This is a genomic window from Lelliottia sp. GFLA7 (assembly GCF_056490165.1).
Window position 1 is genome coordinate 567,639 of the sequence record NZ_JBWLAQ010000003.1, and the last position, 22,272, is coordinate 589,910.

21 protein-coding genes and 1 rRNA gene are annotated in these 22,272 nt (G+C 52.1%); 14 read left to right on the top strand and 8 right to left on the bottom strand.

Translation table 11 applies throughout. The features are described 5' to 3' along the window. Positions 1-79: 79 nt before the first annotated feature. The 9 genes from fabZ to tilS all read left to right on the top strand — a co-directional run bounded on the left by fabZ (position 80) and on the right by tilS (position 11,592). Complete coding sequence (gene fabZ, locus AC07RN_RS12930) at positions 80-535, top strand: 3-hydroxyacyl-ACP dehydratase FabZ (RefSeq protein WP_012016126.1); 456 nt, start codon at positions 80-82, stop codon at positions 533-535. Positions 536-538: 3 nt separating this feature from the next. After that, the gene (lpxA, locus tag AC07RN_RS12935; protein ID WP_235134787.1) at positions 539-1,327 is read left to right on the top strand and encodes an acyl-ACP--UDP-N-acetylglucosamine O-acyltransferase; all 789 of its coding nucleotides are present in this window, start codon (positions 539-541) and stop codon (positions 1,325-1,327) included. Next, positions 1,327-2,475, top strand: coding sequence for a lipid-A-disaccharide synthase (lpxB, locus tag AC07RN_RS12940; protein WP_478336535.1), 1,149 nt, complete (start codon positions 1,327-1,329; stop codon positions 2,473-2,475). The genes lpxA and lpxB overlap by 1 nt, the downstream gene beginning before the upstream one ends. Further along, positions 2,472-3,068 (top strand): ribonuclease HII, encoded by a 597-nt coding sequence (gene rnhB / locus AC07RN_RS12945; RefSeq protein WP_478336536.1) that lies wholly within the window; start codon positions 2,472-2,474, stop codon positions 3,066-3,068. Before lpxB ends, rnhB begins: the two co-directional genes overlap by 4 nt. 38 nt (positions 3,069-3,106) lie before the next feature. Further along, positions 3,107-6,589: a DNA polymerase III subunit alpha gene (gene dnaE, locus AC07RN_RS12950; protein WP_478336537.1), complete on the top strand. Its 3,483-nt coding sequence runs from the start codon at positions 3,107-3,109 to the stop codon at positions 6,587-6,589. 12 nt (positions 6,590-6,601) lie between these two features. Further along, the gene (accA, locus tag AC07RN_RS12955) at positions 6,602-7,561 is read left to right on the top strand and encodes an acetyl-CoA carboxylase carboxyl transferase subunit alpha (protein WP_012016131.1); all 960 of its coding nucleotides are present in this window, start codon (positions 6,602-6,604) and stop codon (positions 7,559-7,561) included. 100 nt (positions 7,562-7,661) lie between these two features. Next, positions 7,662-9,800 carry a lysine decarboxylase LdcC gene (locus AC07RN_RS12960; protein ID WP_235134791.1) on the top strand — a complete coding sequence of 713 codons (2,139 nt, stop codon included), beginning with the start codon at positions 7,662-7,664 and terminating at the stop codon, positions 9,798-9,800. A 59-nt stretch (positions 9,801-9,859) separates the two neighbouring features. Then, positions 9,860-10,249: a VOC family protein gene (locus AC07RN_RS12965; RefSeq protein ID WP_478336538.1), complete on the top strand. Its 390-nt coding sequence runs from the start codon at positions 9,860-9,862 to the stop codon at positions 10,247-10,249. 62 nt (positions 10,250-10,311) lie between these two features. After that, positions 10,312-11,592 carry a tRNA lysidine(34) synthetase TilS gene (gene tilS, locus AC07RN_RS12970; RefSeq protein WP_478336539.1) on the top strand — a complete coding sequence of 427 codons (1,281 nt, stop codon included), beginning with the start codon at positions 10,312-10,314 and terminating at the stop codon, positions 11,590-11,592. 28 nt (positions 11,593-11,620) lie between these two features. Here tilS and rof read toward each other — a convergent pair whose 3' ends face one another. Continuing rightward, positions 11,621-11,881 (bottom strand): Rho-binding antiterminator, encoded by a 261-nt coding sequence (rof, locus tag AC07RN_RS12975; protein ID WP_478336540.1) that lies wholly within the window; start codon positions 11,879-11,881, stop codon positions 11,621-11,623. Further along, on the bottom strand, positions 11,868-12,068 hold the full coding sequence (locus tag AC07RN_RS12980; protein WP_012016136.1) for a YaeP family protein: 201 nt from the start codon (positions 12,066-12,068) through the stop codon (positions 11,868-11,870). Before AC07RN_RS12980 ends, rof begins: the two co-directional genes overlap by 14 nt. Before the next feature lie 196 nt (positions 12,069-12,264). On the opposite strand from AC07RN_RS12980, the gene AC07RN_RS12985 reads away from it, so the two are divergent. Genes AC07RN_RS12985 through nlpE form a run of 3 tightly spaced genes read left to right on the top strand, consistent with a single transcriptional unit; the run spans position 12,265 to position 13,962 of the window. Next, entirely contained in the window at positions 12,265-12,810 is a 546-nt protein-coding gene (locus tag AC07RN_RS12985) for a YaeQ family protein (protein WP_478336541.1), read from the top strand. Next, complete coding sequence (arfB, locus tag AC07RN_RS12990; RefSeq protein WP_235134795.1) at positions 12,807-13,229, top strand: alternative ribosome rescue aminoacyl-tRNA hydrolase ArfB; 423 nt, start codon at positions 12,807-12,809, stop codon at positions 13,227-13,229. Before AC07RN_RS12985 ends, arfB begins: the two co-directional genes overlap by 4 nt. Before the next feature lie 34 nt (positions 13,230-13,263). Next, on the top strand, positions 13,264-13,962 hold the full coding sequence (gene nlpE, locus AC07RN_RS12995) for an envelope stress response activation lipoprotein NlpE (protein WP_012016139.1): 699 nt from the start codon (positions 13,264-13,266) through the stop codon (positions 13,960-13,962). Between the two features lie 62 nt (positions 13,963-14,024). On the opposite strand, the gene proS is transcribed toward nlpE, so the two are convergent. The 6 genes from proS to metN form a co-directional block, all read right to left on the bottom strand. Further along, positions 14,025-15,743: a proline--tRNA ligase gene (gene proS / locus AC07RN_RS13000; protein WP_478336542.1), complete on the bottom strand. Its 1,719-nt coding sequence runs from the start codon at positions 15,741-15,743 to the stop codon at positions 14,025-14,027. A 111-nt stretch (positions 15,744-15,854) separates the two neighbouring features. Continuing rightward, positions 15,855-16,562 (bottom strand): tRNA (N6-threonylcarbamoyladenosine(37)-N6)-methyltransferase TrmO, encoded by a 708-nt coding sequence (gene tsaA / locus AC07RN_RS13005; RefSeq protein ID WP_478336543.1) that lies wholly within the window; start codon positions 16,560-16,562, stop codon positions 15,855-15,857. Beyond that, the gene (gene rcsF, locus AC07RN_RS13010) at positions 16,559-16,963 is read right to left on the bottom strand and encodes an Rcs stress response system protein RcsF (protein WP_012016142.1); all 405 of its coding nucleotides are present in this window, start codon (positions 16,961-16,963) and stop codon (positions 16,559-16,561) included. Before rcsF ends, tsaA begins: the two co-directional genes overlap by 4 nt. 106 nt (positions 16,964-17,069) lie before the next feature. Further along, entirely contained in the window at positions 17,070-17,885 is an 816-nt protein-coding gene (metQ, locus tag AC07RN_RS13015; protein WP_012016143.1) for a methionine ABC transporter substrate-binding lipoprotein MetQ, read from the bottom strand. 38 nt (positions 17,886-17,923) lie between these two features. Beyond that, positions 17,924-18,577: a methionine ABC transporter permease MetI gene (locus AC07RN_RS13020; RefSeq protein ID WP_012016144.1), complete on the bottom strand. Its 654-nt coding sequence runs from the start codon at positions 18,575-18,577 to the stop codon at positions 17,924-17,926. After that, on the bottom strand, positions 18,570-19,601 hold the full coding sequence (gene metN, locus AC07RN_RS13025) for a methionine ABC transporter ATP-binding protein MetN (RefSeq protein WP_478336544.1): 1,032 nt from the start codon (positions 19,599-19,601) through the stop codon (positions 18,570-18,572). Before metN ends, AC07RN_RS13020 begins: the two co-directional genes overlap by 8 nt. 188 nt (positions 19,602-19,789) lie before the next feature. Between metN and gmhB the strand changes: the two genes are divergently transcribed. Both gmhB and AC07RN_RS13035 read left to right on the top strand, forming a co-directional pair. Beyond that, entirely contained in the window at positions 19,790-20,350 is a 561-nt protein-coding gene (gene gmhB, locus AC07RN_RS13030) for a D-glycero-beta-D-manno-heptose 1,7-bisphosphate 7-phosphatase (RefSeq protein WP_449554659.1), read from the top strand. A 376-nt stretch (positions 20,351-20,726) separates the two neighbouring features. Beyond that, positions 20,727-22,266 (top strand): 16S ribosomal RNA (locus AC07RN_RS13035). Positions 22,267-22,272: the final 6 nt, after the last annotated feature.

Consider the following 22,272-nt stretch of genomic DNA (forward strand, 5'->3'; position numbering starts at 1 on the left):
TCCCGGCCTGTCGGCTTTCTTATAATCCGGCAGGCCGTGTTATTATTGCTATTCAGTACATTTTGACAGGAAGAGTATTTTGACTACCGACACTCATACTCTGCATATTGAAGAGATTTTAGAACTTCTGCCGCACCGCTACCCGTTTTTGCTGGTAGATCGTGTGCTGGATTTTGAAGAAGGTCGTTTTCTGCGCGCAGTGAAAAATGTTTCAGTAAATGAGCCATTCTTCCAGGGACATTTCCCTGGTAAGCCTATCTTCCCGGGTGTGTTGATCCTGGAAGCGATGGCACAGGCTACGGGTATTCTCGCGTTTAAAAGCGTGGGCAAACTTGAGCCAGGTGAGTTGTATTACTTCGCGGGTATTGATGAAGCGCGCTTTAAGCGCCCAGTCGTACCTGGTGATCAGATGATCATGGAAGTGACTTTTGAAAAAACGCGCCGTGGACTGACGCGCTTCAAAGGCGTTGCTTCAGTTGACGGCAAAGTTGTTTGTGAAGCTACCATGATGTGTGCGCGTAGCCGGGAGGCCTGATACGTGATTGATAAAACTGCCTTTATTCATCCAACTGCCATTGTGGAAGAGGGTGCCGTAATTGGTGCCAACGCTCACATTGGCCCATTCTGTATTGTTGGACCCCATGTCGTAATTGGTGAGGGTACCGTACTGAAATCTCATGTCGTCGTGAATGGTCATACGACCATAGGCCGCGATAATGAGATCTATCAGTTCGCCTCCATCGGCGAAGTCAACCAGGATCTTAAGTATGCTGGTGAGCCGACCCGTCTGGAAATCGGCGATCGTAACCGCATTCGCGAAAGCGTCACCATTCATCGTGGCACAGTACAGGGTGGTGGATTGACGAAGGTGGGCAGCGACAACCTCTTTATGGTTAATGCGCACATTGCGCACGACTGTACAGTGGGGAGCCGTTGTATCCTCGCTAACAACGCAACGTTGGCGGGGCACGTATCGGTTGATGATTTCGCGATCATTGGCGGCATGACGGCAGTCCATCAGTTCTGCATTATTGGTGCGCACGTCATGGTCGGCGGTTGCTCCGGTGTCGCGCAAGACGTGCCACCGTATGTGATTGCGCAGGGTAACCACGCAACACCTTTTGGCGTTAACATTGAAGGCCTCAAACGTCGTGGCTTTAGCCGCGAAGCCATTACAGCGATCCGCAACGCGTACAAACTGATGTACCGTAGCGGCAAAACGCTGGAAGAGGCCAAGCCAGAAGTGGCAGCGTTGGCAGAGCAGCACCCGGAAGTAAAAGCGTTCACTGAGTTCTTTGAGCGCTCTACTCGAGGTCTGATTCGTTAATGGTCGACAACCGTCCACTAACGATTGCCCTGGTCGCCGGAGAAACCTCCGGCGATATTCTTGGTGCAGGTCTCATCCGGGCACTCAAGGCCCGCGTACCGAATGCTCGCTTTGTGGGTGTTGCTGGCCCGCTAATGCAGGCCGAAGGCTGTGAAGTCTGGTACGAAATGGAAGAGCTCGCGGTGATGGGCATCGTTGAAGTGCTGGGGCGTTTACGCCGTTTACTGCATATTCGCGCCGATCTCACGCGTCGTTTTACCGATCTTAAGCCCGATGTCTTTGTGGGCATTGATGCGCCAGATTTCAATATCACCCTTGAAGGCAACCTAAAAAAACAGGGTATTAAAACGATTCACTACGTCAGCCCGTCCGTCTGGGCATGGCGACAGAAACGTGTTTTCAAAATAGGCAGATCCACCGATATGGTGCTGGCTTTTCTGCCTTTCGAAAAAGCGTTTTATGACAGATTCAATGTTCCCTGCCGTTTTATCGGGCATACCATGGCCGATGCCATGCCGCTTGATCCGGATAAAAATGCTGCGCGAGATAGTCTTGGTATTCCGCATGACGCTCACTGTCTGGCTCTTTTGCCGGGTAGCCGTGGCGCAGAAGTCGAAATGCTTAGCGCAGATTTTCTGAGAACCGCGCAAATTCTTCGCCAGACGTATCCCGATCTGGAAGTGGTTGTGCCGCTGGTGAATGCCAAACGCCGTGAGCAGTTTGAACGTATCAAAGCGGCAGTCGCGCCTGACCTGCACATTCATCTTCTGGATGGCAAGGGGCGTGAAGCGATGGTGGCGAGTGATGCCGCATTGCTGGCGTCCGGCACGGCTGCGCTGGAATGCATGCTGGCAAAATGCCCAATGGTTGTAGGCTATCGCATGAAGCCATTTACCTTCTGGCTGGCGAAGCGTCTGGTCAAAACGGATTATGTTTCATTGCCCAATCTGCTGGCAGGCCGTGAGCTAGTCAAAGAGCTGTTGCAGGATGAGTGTCAGCCGCAGGCATTAGCCGATGCGCTGTTGCCTTTACTGGCAGACGGTAAAACCCGTCATCAAATGCACGACACCTTCCGGGAACTGCATCAGCAGATCCGCTGTAACGCCGATGAGCAAGCAGCGGATGCCGTGATGGAGTTAGCGCAATGATTGAGTTTGTTTACCCACACACGCATCTTGTGGCGGGTGTGGACGAAGTCGGACGCGGGCCGTTGGTCGGCGCTGTCGTCACGGCGGCCGTCATCCTTGATCCCGCTCGCCCGATTGTAGGGCTGAATGATTCGAAGAAACTGTCTGAAAAACGCCGTCTGGCGCTCTTTGATGAAATCAAAGAAAAAGCGCTGGCCTGGAGTTTAGGCCGCGCAGAGCCCGAAGAGATTGACGAGCTGAACATTCTACACGCCACCATGTTGGCGATGCAGCGTGCCGTCGCTGGGCTAAAAATCGTACCAGAATATGTGCTGATTGACGGTAACCGCTGTCCTGCACTGCCGATGCGTTCATTGGCGGTCGTAAAAGGTGATAGCCGTGTGGCTGAGATCAGCGCAGCGTCTATCATTGCCAAAGTGACACGCGATGCCGAAATGGCGGCGCTGGACCTTTCATATCCTCAGTATGGTTTCGCCCAGCACAAGGGATATCCAACCGCTTTCCATCTGGAAAGACTGTCTGAGCATGGCCCAACTGAACATCATCGACGCAGTTTTGGTCCGGTGAAACGCGCACTGGGACTGATGTGCTGAATCAATACGCAAGCAACTAAGTCACGCGGAATCTGAAGATGGCTGAACCACGTTTCGTACACCTGCGGGTGCATAGCGACTACTCCATGATTGATGGGCTGGCGAAGACCGGGCCGCTGGTAAAAAAGGCAGCGGCTCTTGGCATGCCTGCGCTGGCGATCACCGATTTCACCAACCTGTGTGGTCTGGTTAAGTTCTATGGCGCGGCGCATGGCGCGGGTCTTAAGCCGATTATCGGTGCGGATTTTCACGTCCAGAGCGAGCTGCTCGGCGATGAAATGGCGCAAATTTCCGTACTGGCGATGAACAACACCGGCTATCAGAATCTGACGCTGCTGATTTCCCGCGCCTATCAGCGGGGCTATGGCGCTGCAGGGCCATGGATCGACAGGGACTGGCTTGCAGAACTCAATGAAGGTTTGCTGCTGATTTCTGGCGGTCGCATGGGTGACGTGGGCAAAAGTCTGATACGCGGCAACAATGTTTTGGTTGAGCAGTGCGTTGCATTTTATGAAGAACATTTCCCGGATCGTTTCTACCTGGAACTGATTCGTACAGGTCGTCCCGATGAAGAAAACTATCTTCATGCGGCGGTGGCGCTTGCAGAGCAGCGTGGCCTGCCGGTTGTCGCGACCAATGACGTACGGTTTATTAACGCTGAAGACTTTGATGCGCACGAAATCCGTGTTGCCATTCATGACGGTTTTACGCTCGACGATCCAAAACGCCCGCGCAATTACTCCGCGCAGCAATATATGCGCTCCGAAGATGAGATGTGCGAGCTGTTTGCTGATATTCCGGAAGCACTGGAAAACAGTGTCGAGATTGCCAGACGCTGCAACGTTACCGTCCGTCTGGGTGAATATTTCTTGCCTCAGTTCCCAACCGGCGAGATGAGTACGGAAGATTTCCTGGTCCTCAAATCGAAAGAGGGTCTGGAAGATCGTCTGGAGTTTTTATTCCCGGATGAAGCTGAGCGCAACGAGAAACGCCCGCCTTATGATGAGCGCCTGGATATTGAACTTCAGGTTATCAACCAGATGGGGTTCCCGGGCTACTTCCTGATCGTGATGGAATTTATCCAATGGTCGAAGGACAACGGTGTGCCGGTGGGGCCGGGCCGTGGTTCAGGCGCGGGTTCGCTCGTGGCTTACGCGCTGAAAATTACCGACCTTGACCCGCTGGAATTCGACCTGCTGTTCGAACGTTTCCTTAACCCGGAACGTGTCTCGATGCCTGACTTCGACGTTGACTTCTGCATGGAGAAACGAGACCAGGTTATTGATCACGTGGCAGAAATGTACGGGCGTGATGCGGTATCGCAGATCATTACTTTCGGTACGATGGCGGCGAAAGCGGTTATCCGCGACGTGGGCCGCGTGCTGGGTCACCCGTATGGCTTTGTGGATCGCATCTCAAAACTGGTGCCACCGGATCCGGGCATGACGCTGGCAAAAGCGTTTGAAGCCGAGCCGCAATTGCCGGAAATCTACGAAGCTGACGAAGAAGTTAAAGCGCTTATCGACATGGCGCGCAAGCTTGAAGGCGTCACGCGTAACGCCGGTAAACACGCAGGCGGCGTGGTTATTGCACCGACCAAAATTACCGATTTTGCGCCGTTATATTGTGATGAATCAGGACAGCATCCGGTCACACAGTTCGACAAGAATGACGTGGAGTACGCCGGCCTGGTGAAGTTTGACTTCCTTGGTTTGCGAACACTCACTATCATTGACTGGGCGTTGAAGATGATCAACCCGCGTCGGGCCAAACAGGGCCTGGAGCCGATTGACATCGCTGCTATTCCGCTTGATGACAAGAAAAGTTTCGACATGCTGCAGCGCTCGGAAACCACGGCGGTATTCCAGCTTGAATCGCGCGGTATGAAAGACTTGATTAAGCGCCTTCAGCCCGACTGTTTCGAAGACATGATCGCGTTGGTGGCGCTGTTCCGCCCCGGCCCATTGCAGTCGGGCATGGTTGATAACTTTATTGACCGTAAGCACGGGCGTGAAGCGATTTCCTACCCTGATGTGCAGTGGCAGCATGATTGCCTGAAACCGGTGCTTGAGCCTACCTACGGCATTATCCTGTATCAGGAACAGGTTATGCAGATTGCGCAGGAACTTTCGGGCTATACCCTTGGCGGCGCCGATATGTTGCGTCGTGCGATGGGTAAGAAAAAACCGGAAGAGATGGCCAAGCAGCGTGGCACCTTTGAAGATGGCGCGAAGAAAAACGGCATTGATGGTGAACTGGCGATAAAAATCTTTGACCTGGTGGAGAAATTCGCGGGTTACGGATTTAACAAATCGCACTCAGCGGCTTATGCCCTGGTGTCCTATCAAACGCTGTGGCTGAAAGCGCACTACCCGGCAGAATTTATGGCAGCCGTAATGACTGCCGACATGGATAATACCGAGAAGGTTGTCGGTCTGGTGGATGAATGCTGGCGAATGGGGCTGAAAATTCTGCCGCCGGATATTAATGCCGGGATGTACCATTTCCACGTTAACGATGACGGTGAAATTGTTTACGGCATTGGGGCGATTAAAGGTGTGGGCGAAGGTCCTATCGAAGCGATTCTGGAAGCGCGTAATAATGGCGGCTACTTCCGTGAGCTTTTCGATCTTTGTGCGCGTACTGACACCAAAAAGCTGAACCGCCGTGTGCTGGAAAAACTGATTATGTCCGGGGCATTTGACCGCCTCGGGCCGCATCGCGCAGCGCTGATGAATTCGCTCGGCGAGGCGTTGAAAGCAGCCGATCAGCACGCTAAAGCAGAAGCGATTGGTCAGGCCGATATGTTTGGTGTGCTCGCCGATGAGCCTGAACAAATCGAACAATCCTATGCCAACTGCCAGCCGTGGCCAGAACATACGGTGCTGGAAGGGGAGCGTGAAACGTTAGGCTTGTATCTGACGGGACACCCGATCAACCAGTATCTGAAAGAAATTGAGCGCTATGTCGGCGGCAATAGGCTAAAAGACATGCATCCAACTGAACGTGGTAAAATGACTACGGCAGCGGGGCTCGTCATTGCAGCGCGGGTTATGGTCACCAAGCGCGGTAATCGCATCGGCATCTGTACGTTGGATGACCGTTCCGGGCGGCTGGAGGTGATGTTATTCACCGAAGCGCTGGAAAAATACCAGCATTTGCTGGAAAACGACCGCATACTTATCGTCAGCGGACAGGTCAGCTTTGATGACTTCAGCGGCGGGCTTAAAATGATGGCCCGTGAAGTGATGGATATTGACGAAGCCCGTGAAAAATATGCTCGCGGGCTTGCTATCTCGCTGACGGACAGGCAAATTGATGACCAGCTTTTAAACCGACTCCGTCAGTCTCTGGAACCCCATCGTTCGGGGACCATTCCAGTACATCTCTATTATCAGAGGGCGGATGCACGCGCGCGGTTGCGCTTTGGTGCAACGTGGCGTGTCTCTCCGAGCGATCGTTTACTCAACGATCTCCGTGGCCTTATTGGTTCGGAGCAGGTGGAACTGGAGTTTGACTAATACAGGAATACTATGAGTCTGAATTTCCTTGATTTCGAACAGCCGATTGCGGAGCTGGAAGCGAAAATCGATTCTCTGACCGCGGTGAGCCGTCAGGATGAAAAACTGGATATTAACATCGACGAAGAAGTGCATCGTCTGCGTGAAAAAAGCGTAGAACTGACGCGCAAAATCTTTGCCGATCTCGGCGCATGGCAGATTGCCCAGTTGGCACGTCATCCACAGCGTCCGTACACCCTGGATTATGTCCGCCTGGCGTTTGATGAATTTGACGAACTGGCTGGCGATCGTGCTTATGCTGACGACAAAGCCATTGTCGGCGGCATAGCGCGTCTTGATGGTCGCCCGGTGATGATCATTGGTCATCAGAAAGGCCGTGAGACCAAAGAGAAAATCCGTCGCAACTTTGGTATGCCAGCGCCAGAAGGTTACCGTAAGGCACTGCGCCTGATGGAAATGGCTGAGCGCTTCAACATGCCGATCGTGACCTTTATCGACACGCCGGGTGCATACCCAGGTGTCGGTGCAGAAGAACGCGGCCAGTCTGAAGCCATCGCTCGCAACCTGCGTGAAATGTCTCGCCTGACGGTACCTGTTATCTGTACTGTGATTGGTGAAGGCGGTTCCGGTGGTGCACTGGCGATCGGCGTGGGCGATAAAGTGAATATGCTGCAGTACAGCACCTATTCCGTTATCTCCCCTGAAGGCTGTGCGTCTATTCTGTGGAAAAGCGCCGATAAAGCGCCGTTGGCCGCTGAAGCGATGGGTATCACTGCGCCGCGTCTGAAAGAATTGAAACTGATCGACACCGTGATCCCTGAACCGTTGGGTGGTGCGCACCGTAAGCCGGAAGTGATCGCCGCTTCCCTTAAAGCGCAACTGCTGGCCGATCTGGCCGATCTCGATGTGCTGAGCAAAGAAGACCTGCTCAACCGTCGTTATCAACGTCTGATGAACTACGGTTACGCATAAGCTTCACATTTGTCTTAAAAGCCGCACATTGTTGCGGCTTTTTTTATGTCAGCCATTTACCTCAACTATCCTTAACGCATGTTTTTTAAGGAGGTATACCGTGAATATTATTGCAATTATGGGGCCGCACGGCGTCTTTTATAAAGATGAGCCCATCAAGGAGCTGGAACAGGCATTGCAGGCGCGCGGGTATCAACTTATCTGGCCGCATAATAATGCCGATCTGCTGAAGTTTATCGAACACAATCCGCGTATCTGCGGCGTGATTTTTGACTGGGATGAGTACGATCTTGAACTGTGCAGCGATATCAATCAGCTGAATGAATACCTGCCACTGTACGCTTTCATCAACACCCATTCGACGATGGATGTCAGTGCCCACGATATGCGTATGGCGCTGTGGTTTTTTGAATACGCATTGGGTGCTGCAGAAGATATTGCGACCCGCATTCAGCAATATACGCGTGAATATCTCGACAATATTACCCCGCCGTTTACCCGCGCGCTTTTCACCTACGTTCAGGAAGGTAAATACACGTTTTGCACGCCGGGTCATATGGCGGGAACCGCCTATCAGAAAAGCCCTGTGGGTTGCCTATTTTACGATTTTTTTGGTGGGAATACGCTAAAAGCTGACGTGTCGATTTCGGTGACGGAACTGGGCTCGCTGCTTGATCACACCGGCCCACACCTGGAGGCCGAAGAGTACATTGCGCGTACTTTTGGTGCAGAGCAGAGTTATATGGTGACTAACGGTACCTCGACTTCTAACAAGATTGTTGGGATGTATGCCGCCCCCGCTGGAAGTACGCTGCTGATTGACCGTAACTGCCACAAATCACTGGCGCATTTACTGATGATGAGTGATGTTGTGCCGCTCTGGCTCTCGCCAACACGAAATGCGCTGGGGATTCTGGGCGGGATCCCTCGTCGTGAATTCTCCCGCGCCGCCATTGAACATAAAGTCGCAGCGATTCCTGACGCAAGCTGGCCGATTCACGCGGTGATTACTAACTCGACGTATGATGGCCTGCTGTATAACACCAACTGGATCAAGCAGACTCTTGATGTTCCTTCGATTCATTTCGATTCTGCATGGGTACCCTATACCAATTTCCACCCTATTTACGCCGGTAAAAGCGGTATGAGTGGTGAGCGCGTACCGGGCAAAGTGTTCTTCGAGACGCAATCGACGCACAAAATGCTGGCCGCCTTATCTCAGGCGTCGTTAATCCATATTAAGGGTGAATACGACGAAGAGACGTTCAACGAAGCTTATATGATGCACACCACCACATCACCGAGTTATCCATTAGTCGCATCAATCGAAACGGCAGCGGCGATGCTGCGCGGCAATCCGGGAAAACGGCTGATAAACCGTTCGGTGGAACGGGCACTCCATTTCCGTAAGGAAGTTCAGCGCCTGAAAGATGAAGCCGACGGCTGGTTCTTCGATATCTGGCAACCGGAAGAGATTGATGAGGCGGAATGCTGGTCTGTCGCGCCAGGCGAGAGCTGGCATGGTTTCAGAGAGGCTGACGCGGACCATATGTTTCTTGATCCGGTCAAAGTCACCATTCTGACGCCGGGGATGGATGAACAGGGAACGATGAGTGATGAAGGGATTCCGGCCGCGTTGGTGGCAAAGTTCCTCGACGAACGCGGCGTCGTGGTGGAAAAAACCGGCCCTTACAATCTGCTTTTCCTGTTCAGCATAGGTATCGATAAGACCCGAGCGATGGGCCTGTTACGCGGACTCATGGAATTTAAGCGCGCTTACGATCTCAATCTGCGGGTCAAAAATATGCTCCCGGATCTGTATGCCGAAGATCCTGACTATTACCGGAATATGCGGATTCAGGATCTGGCGCAAGGGATCCATAAGCTGATCCGCCAGCACGATCTTCCTCGGCTGATGCTCCAGGCGTTTGACGTACTGCCTGAAATGAAACTCACGCCGCACAAGGCCTGGCAGCAGCAGGTCAAAGGTGAAGTGGAAACTATTGAGCTGGAAAATCTCATTGGGCGCGTATCCGCAAATATGGTTCTCCCTTATCCACCGGGCGTCCCGCTTTTGATGCCAGGAGAAATGATCACCGAACAAAGCCGGTCGGTGCTCGATTTTCTGCTGATGCTCTGTTCTATTGGCCGCCATTATCCTGGCTTTGAGACGGACATTCACGGTGCAAAACGCGATGAGAATGGCGTCTACCGGGTACGAGTCTTAAAAGCGTGTTGATCCCTTGCGTGTGTAGGGTTTTCAGTTGTAACGTGCAGGCATGATAAAAAGGAGACGCTATGCTGGGTTTAAAACAGGTTCACCATATTGCGATTATCGCTTCGGACTACGCCAAAAGTAAGGCTTTCTATTGCGACGTTCTCGGGTTTACGCTGTTGAGCGAAGCCTATCGCTCGGAGCGTGACTCCTGGAAAGGTGACCTGGCGCTTAACGGCCATTATGTGATCGAACTGTTCTCGTTTCCGTTTCCGCCTGCACGTCCTTCTCGTCCCGAAGCATGTGGGCTTCGTCATCTCGCGTTCAGCGTCGACGATATCGATCGGGCTGTTGAACATCTTGAAGCGCACGGCGTGAAGTGTGAATCAATTCGCGTCGACCCGTTTACCGACAAACGTTTTACGTTTTTTAACGATCCGGATGGCTTACCGCTGGAGCTCTACCAGCAGTAATGCTTGCCATCATCGCCAATGCTCGGTAATTTTCCGGGCATTGGCTCTCTATAAGACGTCTTATGACCTCATCCGTTATCGCCCAGTCTTTTTCTCCGTACCGCCAACTGCTGGTGGGATTTAGCGGTGGGCTGGATTCGACCGTTTTACTTCATCGATTAATGCTTTGGCGCGAGCAGGAACCAGATGTTCAGATACGAGCTATTCATGTGCACCATGGTTTGAGTTCGAATGCTGACCACTGGGTTGCGCACTGCGAATCGCTCTGTAAATTGTGGCATATTCCGCTGATCGTTGAACGTGTGAAGCTTCGTGATGAAGGTTTGGGGACAGAAGCGCAGGCGCGAAAAGCGCGCTATTTAGCGTTCGAAAAAACGCTTCAAGCGGGTGAGGCGCTCGTCACGGCGCAGCATCTCGACGATCAGTGTGAAACGTTTTTACTGGCTCTTAAACGGGGAAGCGGCCCGGCGGGATTATCCGCCATGCCTGTGCGCACTGAATTTGCTGGCACGCAGTTGATTCGTCCACTTCTGGGTGAAACGCGTACCTCGCTCGAAAAGTGGGCGCAGGACTATAACCTGTGCTGGATAGACGACGAAAGCAATCAGGATGACCGCTACGATCGTAATTTCCTGCGATTGCGCGTTTTGCCGTTGCTCTCCGAACGTTGGCCGCATTTTGCAGATGCGACGGCGAGAAGCGCGGCGTTGTGCGCCGAGCAAGAGAGCCTGCTGGATGAGCTGCTGACTGAAGAATTGGCCAGTGTGATTTCGACGGAAGGCAGGCTCAGAATTGAACCGCTTGAAGCGATGAGCCCCGTGCGTTGTGCTGCGCTAATACGCCGCTGGCTGGCGGCTCATCATGCCCAAATGCCTTCGCGCACAATGTTAAACCGCATCTGGGAAGAGGTTGCTCTGGCGCGTGAAGATGCTACGCCGCGTTTGCATCTCGGTGGCTTCGAGGTCCGGCGCTACAAAGGAGAGCTTTGCTGGGTGAAATACCAGCCTTCGATGACTGACCAGATTATCGAGTGGCGCGATCCGTCGGTGACTCTGATGTTGCCTCAGGGGAGCGTTTGTTTTGCGGATGGCGGCCATATTCGCCTGCCGAACCCTGATGAACAGGTCACAATCCGTTTCAAAGCCAGCGGAATACTGCATATTGTTGGGCGTCACGGCGGACGAAAACTGAAGAAAATCTGGCAGGAGTACAACATTCCTCCCTGGTTACGCGATACGACTCCGCTGCTGTTCTATGGCGAAACGCTGATCGCGGCTGCGGGTGTTTTTGTCACGAAGGAAGGTTGGATAGAAAAGGGCGTGCAGTTGGAGTGGAAAGCGTAACGGGCAGGTGACTGCCCGTTAGGGACATTCAGGATTCGCTCACCACAACGGTGCCGATGTCCGGATGACTGAAGCTGGCAATCTTATCGAGACGAAACTCACGCGTTGAGCCTGCGTCTTCGACGACAAGGTATTCAACGTTCTTACGCATAACCAGATCGCTGGCTTTTGCCTTCAGCTCTTCGCCATCTTTTAACGCCAGCGACAGGATCAAATGGTTCTGGCAGGCAAGTTCCAGGTTGTCATAGTCATCACAGTTGATGGGTTGATAGGTATCATTCATTGACATAATCGCTCACCAGTAAATTCGCAGCAGCATACGCCGCTTTTTCCCTGATCGATTCTGAAAGGCTGTTATCCGTCGCCACTTCATTCAGCACTTTCAACACACAGCCCAACGCATCCGGGATATAACCCAGATCTCCGCTGGCGATTTCCGCATACCTTTTGCGAATTAACTCACAATAAATTTCCACATCCCCTCCTGCCAGCGCACTGACGTTACTGTGAGATACTTAAGCCTACGAAGATAAACACGGTTTATCAAGGTGACTATAACATACTCATCCTAGCAATATCAGCGCCTTGATATTGTGGACTTTCACCCACCCGGAACAGTCTTTTGGCCATAATTTCGCTACAATGGCCGCCTTATAAGAATGGAGTTTAGTCATGGCGCTGAAAGCGACAATTTATAAAGCGGTAGTCAATGTAGCCGATCTTGACCGCAACCAGTTTCTCGATGCGTCGCTCACGCTGGCGCGTCACCCTTCCGAAACCCAGGAACGCATGATGCTGCGCCTGCTGGCGTGGATTAAATATGCCAACGAGCGGTTACAGTTCACGCGAGGATTAAGTGCCGAAGAAGAGCCAGAGGCCTGGCTGAAGAACGATCATCTGGGCATCGACTTGTGGATCGAACTCGGTCTGCCCGATGAACGTCGTATCAAGAAGGCCTGCACGCAGTCCGCTGAGGTGGCGATATTTGCGTATAATCAGCGTGCAGCTGAGATTTGGTGGCAGCAAAATCAGCGCAAATGCGCGCAGTATTCGCATCTTTCTGTCTGGTATCTGGATGATGAACAACTGGCTCAGCTGAGTGATTTTGCCGGAAGAACAATGGCTTTGCAGGCCACAATCCAGGACGGGGCGATCTGGTTGTCTGATTCCCAGAATAATCTGGAAATTCATCTCACTGCGTGGCAGTCCTCGTCATGATCGAGTTGTCCCGCACCGTTAGCATTCCTGACAGCGAGTTTGAGATTACGGCGATTCGCGCGCAGGGCGCGGGTGGGCAACATGTCAATAAAGCCTCAACCGCTATCCATCTGCGCTTTGACATTCGGGCCTCAAGCCTGCCAGAGTCATACAAAGACGCTTTGCTTGCAGCCAGTCATCACCTTATCACCAGTGATGGCGTGATCATTATTAAGGCGCAAGAGTATCGCAGCCAGGAGCTCAATCGCGAAGCCGCCCTTGCTCGGTTGGTGGCGCTGATTAAAGAGTTAACCGTCGTGCAGAAAAACCGCCGGGCAACCCGGCCGACTCGCGCGTCAAAAGAGCGTCGGTTGTCATCGAAAGCGCAAAAGTCCACAGTGAAGTCACTACGCGGTAAAATTCGACGGTCTTCTGATTAACGAACCGGGACACCCAATTTATAAGGAATTCATCGTGAAAACAGCGATATTGTCAGTGCTCGCAGCCTCTACGCTTTTTGCACTTATTGGCTGTAATAACCGTACGGAAACTCAAGCGTTGCAACCGACGGAGTCGGAAGCGCTGCAGCCGATGCAGCAGAGCTGGCGCGGTGTTTTACCCTGCGCCGACTGTGAGGGAATTGAAACTACGCTGTTCCTGGAAAAGGACGGTTCATGGGTAATGAATCAGCGCTATCAAGGCGCGAAAGAACCTTCGTCTTTTGCAACTTACGGTAAGTGGGTGCGCACCGCTGAAAAGCTGATCCTGACGGATGCTGAAGGTGAGAAAACCTATTTCCGCCCGAAGGGCGAAGGAATGGAGATGCTTGATCGGGAAGGTCTTCCGATTGAATCTCAGCTCAATTATACGCTGGCACCGGTAAACGTGGCCCTGCCATCGACTCCGATGCCGATGCGCGGCATGTATTTCTATATGGCGGATGCTGCGGTGTTTACTGATTGTGCGACGGGCAAGAAAGTCAGTGTCGCCAACAATGCGCAGCTGGAACGTGATTATGCTGTGGCGCGTGGAAATGACAGTAAACCGGTTCTTTTGACCGTGGATGGCCATTTCACTCTGGAACCTAATCCAGATAGCGGCGAGAGGGTCAAAACGCTGGTGGCGGATAAAGGCGCTAAGTTTGTGGCGGGTAAAGACTGCGAAACTCAATAAACGGATGTAAACACTGATAACAAAAAGCCCCGCATTTGCGGGGCTTTTTGTTGCTTAGTGACTTAGCCTTTGATGGCTTTCACAAGGTAATCAAGGATGTCGCCGGTCTTGATCATCTGTTTCTCACCGCTACGACGGTATTTGTACTCAATGTCGTCGCTGTCGAGGTTACGATCGCCGATAACCACGGTGTGCGGAATGCCGATCAGTTCCATATCAGCAAACATCACGCCTGGACGTTCTTTACGATCGTCCATCAGCACTTCAATACCCTGAGCGCGCAGTTCGCTGTACAGCTTCTCCGCCAACTCCTGCACACGGTAAGATTTGTGCATGTTCATCGGCAGGATAGCGACCTGGAACGGTGCCAGATTATCTGGCCATACGATGCCACGCTCGTCGTGGTTCTGCTCAATTGCAGCAGCCACAACGCGCGTGACCCCGATACCATAACAACCCATCGTCAGGATCTGGTTACGGCCATCTTCACCCTGAACGGAAGCGTTAAGCGCCTCGGAATATTTGGTGCCGAGCTGGAAGATGTGACCGACTTCGATGCCGCGTTTGATCATCAACGTACCCTGGCCGTCTGGGCTTGGATCGCCTGCCACCACGTTACGGATATCGGCCACTTCTGGCGTCGCAACGTCACGATCCCAGTTGATTCCAAAGTAATGCTGACCATCGATGTTCGCGCCAGCGGAGAAATCACTCATCGCAGCTACGGTGCGGTCGATAACCACTGGAATAGGCATGTTCACTGGACCTAGAGAGCCTGGACCTGCGTTAACCACCGCGCGGATTTCAGCTTCGGTCGCAAAAGTCAGTGGGCTGGCAACCTGCGCCAGTTTCTCCGCTTTGACTTCATTCAGTTCGTGATCGCCACGCACCAGCAGCGCAACCAGTGGATAAGCGCTACCTTCAACGGCTTTAACCAGCAGGGTTTTCACCGTTTTTTCGATTGGCAGATTGAACTGCTCAACCAGCTCGGCGATGGTTTTTGCGTTTGGCGTATCGACCAGCTTCATCTCTTCTGATGCAGCAGCACGGGGCGCTGAGGGTGCCAGCGCTTCTGCAAATTCGATGTTAGCTGCGTAGTCCGAGGTATCAGAGAAGATCACATCGTCTTCGCCGCTCTGTGCCAGTACCTGGAATTCATGAGAAGCGCTGCCACCGATAGAACCGGTGTCTGCCTGCACAGCGCGGAAATCCAGACCCATGCGGGAGAAGATTTTGCTGTACGCTTCATACATATTGTCATACGTCTCTTGCAGAGATTCCTGAGAGGTATGGAAAGAGTAAGAATCTTTCATCAGGAATTCGCGAGAACGCATGACGCCGAAACGTGGACGGACTTCGTCACGGAACTTGGTCTGGATCTGGAAGAAGTTCAGCGGCAGCTGTTTGTAGGAATTCAGCTCGTTGCGGATCAGATCCGTGATGACTTCTTCATGCGTTGGGCCGAGCACAAACGAACGTTCGCCGCGATCAACAAAACGCAGCAGCTCCGGGCCGTACTGCTCCCAGCGACCACTTTCTACCCACAGGTCAGCAGGCTGAACCACAGGCATAGACACCTCGATTGCACCGGCGTTGTTCATCTCTTCACGCACGATGTTTTCGACTTTTTTCAGGACGCGCAGACCGGTCGGCAACCAGGTGTACAACCCAGAGGCCAGCTTGCGGATCATCCCGGCGCGGAGCATCAACTGGTGGCTGATGACTTCGGCGTCGGCTGGTGTCTCCTTCAGTGTGGAGAGCAGATATTGGCTAGTACGCATGTTGTTACGGTTCCATTTCGACGATTGGACCAGGCTGATTCGTCAACCTGACACAAAAAAGTGGTTTAGTTTACCAGTGTGGCAAAGATGCCAAAAGAGAGGACAATAAAATTAGCGCACTTCCAGTGCAAACACTTCAAAACCCGCTTCGGTTACACGCCAGCGAACGTTAAAATCCAGCAACCAGACGGCGTAGTTTTTCCCTACTTCTTCTTCCTTTCGATACGCCGGACGCGGATCCTGAGCCAGAACGTCGACGATAAAATCTTGCAGTCGCGGATACCGCTTTTCAAGCTGCTGAAGCTGTAAGAAGACATCGGCAGTGAAGCCAACCGGCATATCTGCCACCGGCGCCTGCTGGGCATAGCTCGCCACGGCATCGGGCAGAGCTTCGGCGAAGGGCAGATACGGTTTGATATCTACAACCGGCGTTCCGTCTACCAGGTCCAGACTCCCGAGTTCGAGAATCACCTGATCTTTTTGGCAGCGGATACCTTTTAATTCAACGAGCGACATGCCAATCGGGTTGGGTCGGTATGTCGAACGCGTCGCGAAAACACCCATTCTTGCATTGCCGCCCAAGCGTGGAGGGCGAACTGTAGGGCGCCAGCCTCCTTCCATCGTTTGATGAAAGATGAACAGAACCCACAGATGACTGAATGCTTCCAGCCCACGAACGGCATCGGCCTGATTATAGGGCGCAATTAAGTGAAGTTCACCGCCACAACTTTTGACCAGACCTGGTTGACGCGGAACGGCAAACTTCTCTTTATAAGGCGAGCGGATAATACCTATCTGCTCGAACTCAAATGCACTCATTTAGCCGAGACGTTAAGAGCGTTGCCCATGCACACGGCCTGGCGATAGCATCCCGGCGTGCCGCTGGTGACTTCACAGCTATGCAGTAGTACGGCGTTAGCCTTCATTTTGGCTGCGTTGATCTGCAGACGCTTGCGCGCTGTTGGGATATTTGGCGGTGAATCCTGATTGCTTGCCTGGCATGATTCGCCAGTGACTTCGCCCAAATCACGGAAAGGCTTACCGATAAGATCTTCGGCATTGGTGTAAATTTTTACCGGCGCTGGACGCGGTGCCTTCGGTTTGGCTGGTTCCACTTTTGGCGGAGTTGCAGTGCTTTTAACAGGTTCAACAGGAGATCTGCTTAGCATTGAACAGCCGCTCAGCATGAGTGCTAAAAGACAGATCGGTAAAGCCCGCATAATATTTCCTCAATGAATAATCAAATCGTCAGTTATTGAATCAGTTGCCTGTATAAATGACAAGACGGGCTTTCGCCCGTCCTGATGATATTACATAAAGGTAAGATTACCAGCCTTTAACAGCGCCGCCGTTAAACACTTTATTGGCTTCCTGGTAAACTTCTTCAGACTGGTAAGCCTGAACGAATTTTTTCACGTTTTCCGCGTCTTTGTTATCTTCACGGCTAACGATCATGTTGACGTAAGGAGAGTCTTTTTCTTCAACGAAGATGCCGTCTTTCGCTGGCGTCAGGCCGATCTGGCTAGCGTAAGTGGTGTTGATTACCGCCAGCGCAATTTGTGCATCGTCCAGAGAGCGTGGAAGTTGTGGCGCTTCCAGTTCAACAATTTTCAGATTTTTTGGATTCTCAGCAACATCCAGCACAGTTGGCAGTAAACCAACGCCGTCTTTCAGTTTGATTAAGCCCACTTTCTGCAGCAGCAGCAGGGAACGGCCAAGGTTGGTTGGGTCATTCGGTACTGCCACCTGCGAACCTGGCTGCAGCTCTTCCAGCGATTTGATTTTTTTGGAGTAGCCAGCAATCGGGTATACAAACGTATTGCCTACGGAAACCAGTTTGTAACCGCGATCTTTAATCTGCTGATCAAGATACGGTTTGTGCTGGAAGGCGTTGACATCGATATCGCCTTTGCTCAGCGCTTCGTTTGGCAGAACGTAATCATTAAAGGTCACCAGCTCAACGTCCAGGCCGTATTTTTCTTTTGCTACTTTTTGCGCCACTTCAGCAACTTGCTGTTCTGCGCCAACGATGACGCCCACTTTAATGTGGTTTGGGTCTTTCTCGTCCTGACCACAACCTACCAGAGCCAGAGATCCTATCAGCGCGCCGACTGCGGCAAAGGTCTTTAATTTAAACGTCATGTCATTTCCTTAATTCGTCGATTTTGCGTTGTGTAACGTTATTTGTGAGTCACTGCCCGGACGATACGATCGCCTGAGAATTGAATGAGATAAACCAGCACAACCAGCAATACCAGAACCGTATTCATCACGGTAGCGTTATATCCAATATAACCATATTGATAGCCGATCTGGCCAAGACCGCCAGCGCCGACGGCACCGCCCATCGCGGAATATCCCACTAATGTAATGAGCGTAATAGTGGCGGCATTGACCAGACCTGGCAGCGCTTCGGGTAACAGCACTTTACGCACGATCTGCATCGGGGTTGCGCCCATTGCGCGCGACGCTTCGATCAGCCCTGTAGGAATTTCCAGCAGGGCGTTTTCAACCATACGAGCAATAAAGGGAGCTGCTCCGACGGTGAGCGGAACGATTGCTGCTTGCAGACCAATCGATGTGCCCACAATGATGCGGGTGAAGGGAATCATCCATACCAGTAGGATAATAAATGGAATCGAGCGGAAGATATTCACCAGCGCAGACAGCGTGCGATAGAGTTTGGCATTCTCGATAATTTGCCCTGGGCGAGTGACGTAGAGCAGGACGCCGACCGGCAGACCAATCACAAAGCCAAAAAAACCAGAGACGAAGGTCATTGCCAGCGTTTCCCATACGCCGCGAACCAGTAGCCACATCATCGGCTCAGACATAACCCAGTACCTCTACTTTTACATGGTGTTCTTGCAGCCAGGCAATGGCGGCTTGCGTTTCTTGTTGTGTACCGTGCATTTCCGTCAGCATGATGCCGAACTTCACACCCCCGGCATAATCCATCTGCGCACTGATAATGTTGTTGTTCACATTAAAGCGGCGCGCAGTTTCGGAAAGCAGCGGAGCATCAACCGATTGGCCAGTAAATTCCATACGCAACATCGGGACGCTGGCTTGAGTAGGTTCTGCTTTTAAACGTGCCAGGTAATCTTCAGGGATATCCAGATGCAATGTTGACTGAATAAACTGCTGGGCCAGCGGCGTTTTCGGATGTGAGAACACTTCACTCACGGTATCTTGTTCGATCAATTCACCATTGCTGATCACCGCTACGCAGTCGCAAATGCGCTTAACCACATCCATCTCATGCGTAATAAGAAGAATAGTCAGCCCCAGACGGCGGTTAATGTCTTTCAGTAATTCGAGTATTGAACGGGTGGTTGCAGGATCAAGTGCGCTGGTGGCTTCGTCACACAGCAGAACTTTGGGGTTGCTTGCCAGCGCACGGGCGATCGCCACACGCTGCTTTTGACCACCAGACAGGTTTGCTGCATAGCTGTCACACTTGTCGCTCAGACCCACCAGATCCAACAGTTCCGTCACTCGACGTTTGATTTCTTCTTTAGGGGTATTGTCCAGCTCCAGCGGCAACGCGACGTTACCAAATACGGTGCGGGAAGCCAGCAGGTTAAAGTGCTGGAAGATCATGCCAATCTGGCGGCGTGATTTGGTTAATTCCGTTTCGGAAAGTTGGGTTAACTCCTGGCCGCCAACCTGGACGCTACCTTCGGTTGGACGTTCGAGCAGATTAACGCAGCGGATAAGCGTGCTTTTACCTGCACCTGATGCGCCAATCACGCCATAAATCTGTCCAGCCGGAACATGCAGGCTGACGTTGTTTAGCGCCTGGATGGTTCGGGTTCCTTGCTGGAACACTTTGGTGATATTGGAAAGTTTAATCATTGGATTATTTTTATCGTATTTAAGTTAGCCGTGGCATTTTCTTCTGCCAGATACGGGTGTCTACCGTAAACAAAACGGATGTTAAGGCATCCAGACGTCTAAATCAATCTGACTGTGCGAGATGAGCACTTTCTTGCGCTACGAAACATGAGATACTAGCCGAACATGCATTTTTCAGGAGCAAGCCAGTGTCAAAATTAGTACCCGCAATATTTCTCGATCGTGATGGCACTATTAATGTCGATCACGGTTATGTGCACGAGATTGATGAGTTCGAGTTTATTGACGGCGCCATTGATGCCATGCGTGAACTTAAAGGAATGGGGTATGCGCTGGTGGTGGTGACTAATCAGTCTGGTATCGCCCGAGGTAAATTCACCGAAGCGCAATTCGAAACACTGACTGAATGGATGGACTGGTCGCTGGCGGATCGGGATGTCGAACTGGATGGTATCTACTATTGTCCTCATCATCCGCAAGGCACAGTAGAAGAATATCGTCAGACGTGTGATTGCCGCAAACCGCATCCCGGAATGTTTCTGTCTGCACAAGAGTTCCTGCACATTGATATGGCTGCTTCTTATATGGTGGGCGATAAACTGGAAGACATGCAGGCAGCGGCAGCGGCTGGCGTAGGCACAAAAGTGTTAGTTCGTACAGGCAAGCCAGTGACACCAGAAGCCGAAGGTGCAGCCGATCTGGTTATTAATAGCCTTGCTGACCTGCCAAAAGCGCTAAAAAAGTCGTAAAAATAAGCGTAATGATGAAAAAGTGAGCGGTTGAAATAAAATTGTATTTTTCCGCTTGTCATTCCTCAGAAGCCCCCTATAATGCGCCTCCATCGACACGGCAGATGTGAATCACTTCACACAAACAGCCGGTTCGGTTGAAGAGAAAAATGCTGAAATAAAGGATTGACTCTGAAAGAGGAAAACGTATTATACGGGACCTCGCAACGGTGAGCGAAAGCCGCGTTGCACTGCTCTTTAACAATTTATCAGACAATCTGTGTGGGCACTCAAAGTGACATGGATTCTAAACGTCGCAAGACGCTAAATGAATACCAAAGTCTCTGAGTGAACATACGTAATTCATTACGAAGTTTAATTCACGAGCATCAAACTTAAATTGAAGAGTTTGATCATGGCTCAGATTGAACGCTGGCGGCAGGCCTAACACATGCAAGTCGAGCGGTAGCACAGGGAGCTTGCTCCTGGGTGACGAGCGGCGGACGGGTGAGTAATGTCTGGGAAACTGCCTGATGGAGGGGGATAACTACTGGAAACGGTAGCTAATACCGCATAACGTCGCAAGACCAAAGAGGGGGACCTTCGGGCCTCTTGCCATCAGATGTGCCCAGATGGGATTAGCTAGTAGGTGGGGTAATGGCTCACCTAGGCGACGATCCCTAGCTGGTCTGAGAGGATGACCAGCCACACTGGAACTGAGACACGGTCCAGACTCCTACGGGAGGCAGCAGTGGGGAATATTGCACAATGGGCGCAAGCCTGATGCAGCCATGCCGCGTGTATGAAGAAGGCCTTCGGGTTGTAAAGTACTTTCAGCGAGGAGGAAGGCATTGTGGTTAATAACCGCAGTGATTGACGTTACTCGCAGAAGAAGCACCGGCTAACTCCGTGCCAGCAGCCGCGGTAATACGGAGGGTGCAAGCGTTAATCGGAATTACTGGGCGTAAAGCGCACGCAGGCGGTCTGTCAAGTCGGATGTGAAATCCCCGGGCTCAACCTGGGAACTGCATTCGAAACTGGCAGGCTAGAGTCTTGTAGAGGGGGGTAGAATTCCAGGTGTAGCGGTGAAATGCGTAGAGATCTGGAGGAATACCGGTGGCGAAGGCGGCCCCCTGGACAAAGACTGACGCTCAGGTGCGAAAGCGTGGGGAGCAAACAGGATTAGATACCCTGGTAGTCCACGCCGTAAACGATGTCGACTTGGAGGTTGTTCCCTTGAGGAGTGGCTTCCGGAGCTAACGCGTTAAGTCGACCGCCTGGGGAGTACGGCCGCAAGGTTAAAACTCAAATGAATTGACGGGGGCCCGCACAAGCGGTGGAGCATGTGGTTTAATTCGATGCAACGCGAAGAACCTTACCTACTCTTGACATCCAGAGAATTTAGCAGAGATGCTTTAGTGCCTTCGGGAACTCTGAGACAGGTGCTGCATGGCTGTCGTCAGCTCGTGTTGTGAAATGTTGGGTTAAGTCCCGCAACGAGCGCAACCCTTATCCTTTGTTGCCAGCGGTTCGGCCGGGAACTCAAAGGAGACTGCCAGTGATAAACTGGAGGAAGGTGGGGATGACGTCAAGTCATCATGGCCCTTACGAGTAGGGCTACACACGTGCTACAATGGCATATACAAAGAGAAGCGACCTCGCGAGAGCAAGCGGACCTCACAAAGTATGTCGTAGTCCGGATCGGAGTCTGCAACTCGACTCCGTGAAGTCGGAATCGCTAGTAATCGTAGATCAGAATGCTACGGTGAATACGTTCCCGGGCCTTGTACACACCGCCCGTCACACCATGGGAGTGGGTTGCAAAAGAAGTAGGTAGCTTAACCTTCGGGAGGGCGCTTACCACTTTGTGATTCATGACTGGGGTGAAGTCGTAACAAGGTAACCGTAGGGGAACCTGCGGTTGGATCACCTCCTTACCTAAA

Coding starts and splice junctions, on each gene's coding strand:
- metN (WP_478336544.1), bottom strand. CDS start 19,601: ATGATTAAACTTTCCAATATCACCAAAGTGTTCCAGCAAGGAACCCGA.
- AC07RN_RS13020 (WP_012016144.1), bottom strand. CDS start 18,577: ATGTCTGAGCCGATGATGTGGCTACTGGTTCGCGGCGTATGGGAAACG.
- AC07RN_RS12985 (WP_478336541.1), top strand. CDS start 12,265: ATGGCGCTGAAAGCGACAATTTATAAAGCGGTAGTCAATGTAGCCGAT.
- tilS (WP_478336539.1), top strand. CDS start 10,312: ATGACCTCATCCGTTATCGCCCAGTCTTTTTCTCCGTACCGCCAACTG.
- rcsF (WP_012016142.1), bottom strand. CDS start 16,963: ATGCGGGCTTTACCGATCTGTCTTTTAGCACTCATGCTGAGCGGCTGT.
- dnaE (WP_478336537.1), top strand. CDS start 3,107: ATGGCTGAACCACGTTTCGTACACCTGCGGGTGCATAGCGACTACTCC.
- proS (WP_478336542.1), bottom strand. CDS start 15,743: ATGCGTACTAGCCAATATCTGCTCTCCACACTGAAGGAGACACCAGCC.
- rof (WP_478336540.1), bottom strand. CDS start 11,881: ATGTCAATGAATGATACCTATCAACCCATCAACTGTGATGACTATGAC.
- rnhB (WP_478336536.1), top strand. CDS start 2,472: ATGATTGAGTTTGTTTACCCACACACGCATCTTGTGGCGGGTGTGGAC.
- accA (WP_012016131.1), top strand. CDS start 6,602: ATGAGTCTGAATTTCCTTGATTTCGAACAGCCGATTGCGGAGCTGGAA.
- metQ (WP_012016143.1), bottom strand. CDS start 17,885: ATGACGTTTAAATTAAAGACCTTTGCCGCAGTCGGCGCGCTGATAGGA.
- arfB (WP_235134795.1), top strand. CDS start 12,807: ATGATCGAGTTGTCCCGCACCGTTAGCATTCCTGACAGCGAGTTTGAG.
- tsaA (WP_478336543.1), bottom strand. CDS start 16,562: ATGAGTGCATTTGAGTTCGAGCAGATAGGTATTATCCGCTCGCCTTAT.
- AC07RN_RS12965 (WP_478336538.1), top strand. CDS start 9,860: ATGCTGGGTTTAAAACAGGTTCACCATATTGCGATTATCGCTTCGGAC.
- lpxB (WP_478336535.1), top strand. CDS start 1,327: ATGGTCGACAACCGTCCACTAACGATTGCCCTGGTCGCCGGAGAAACC.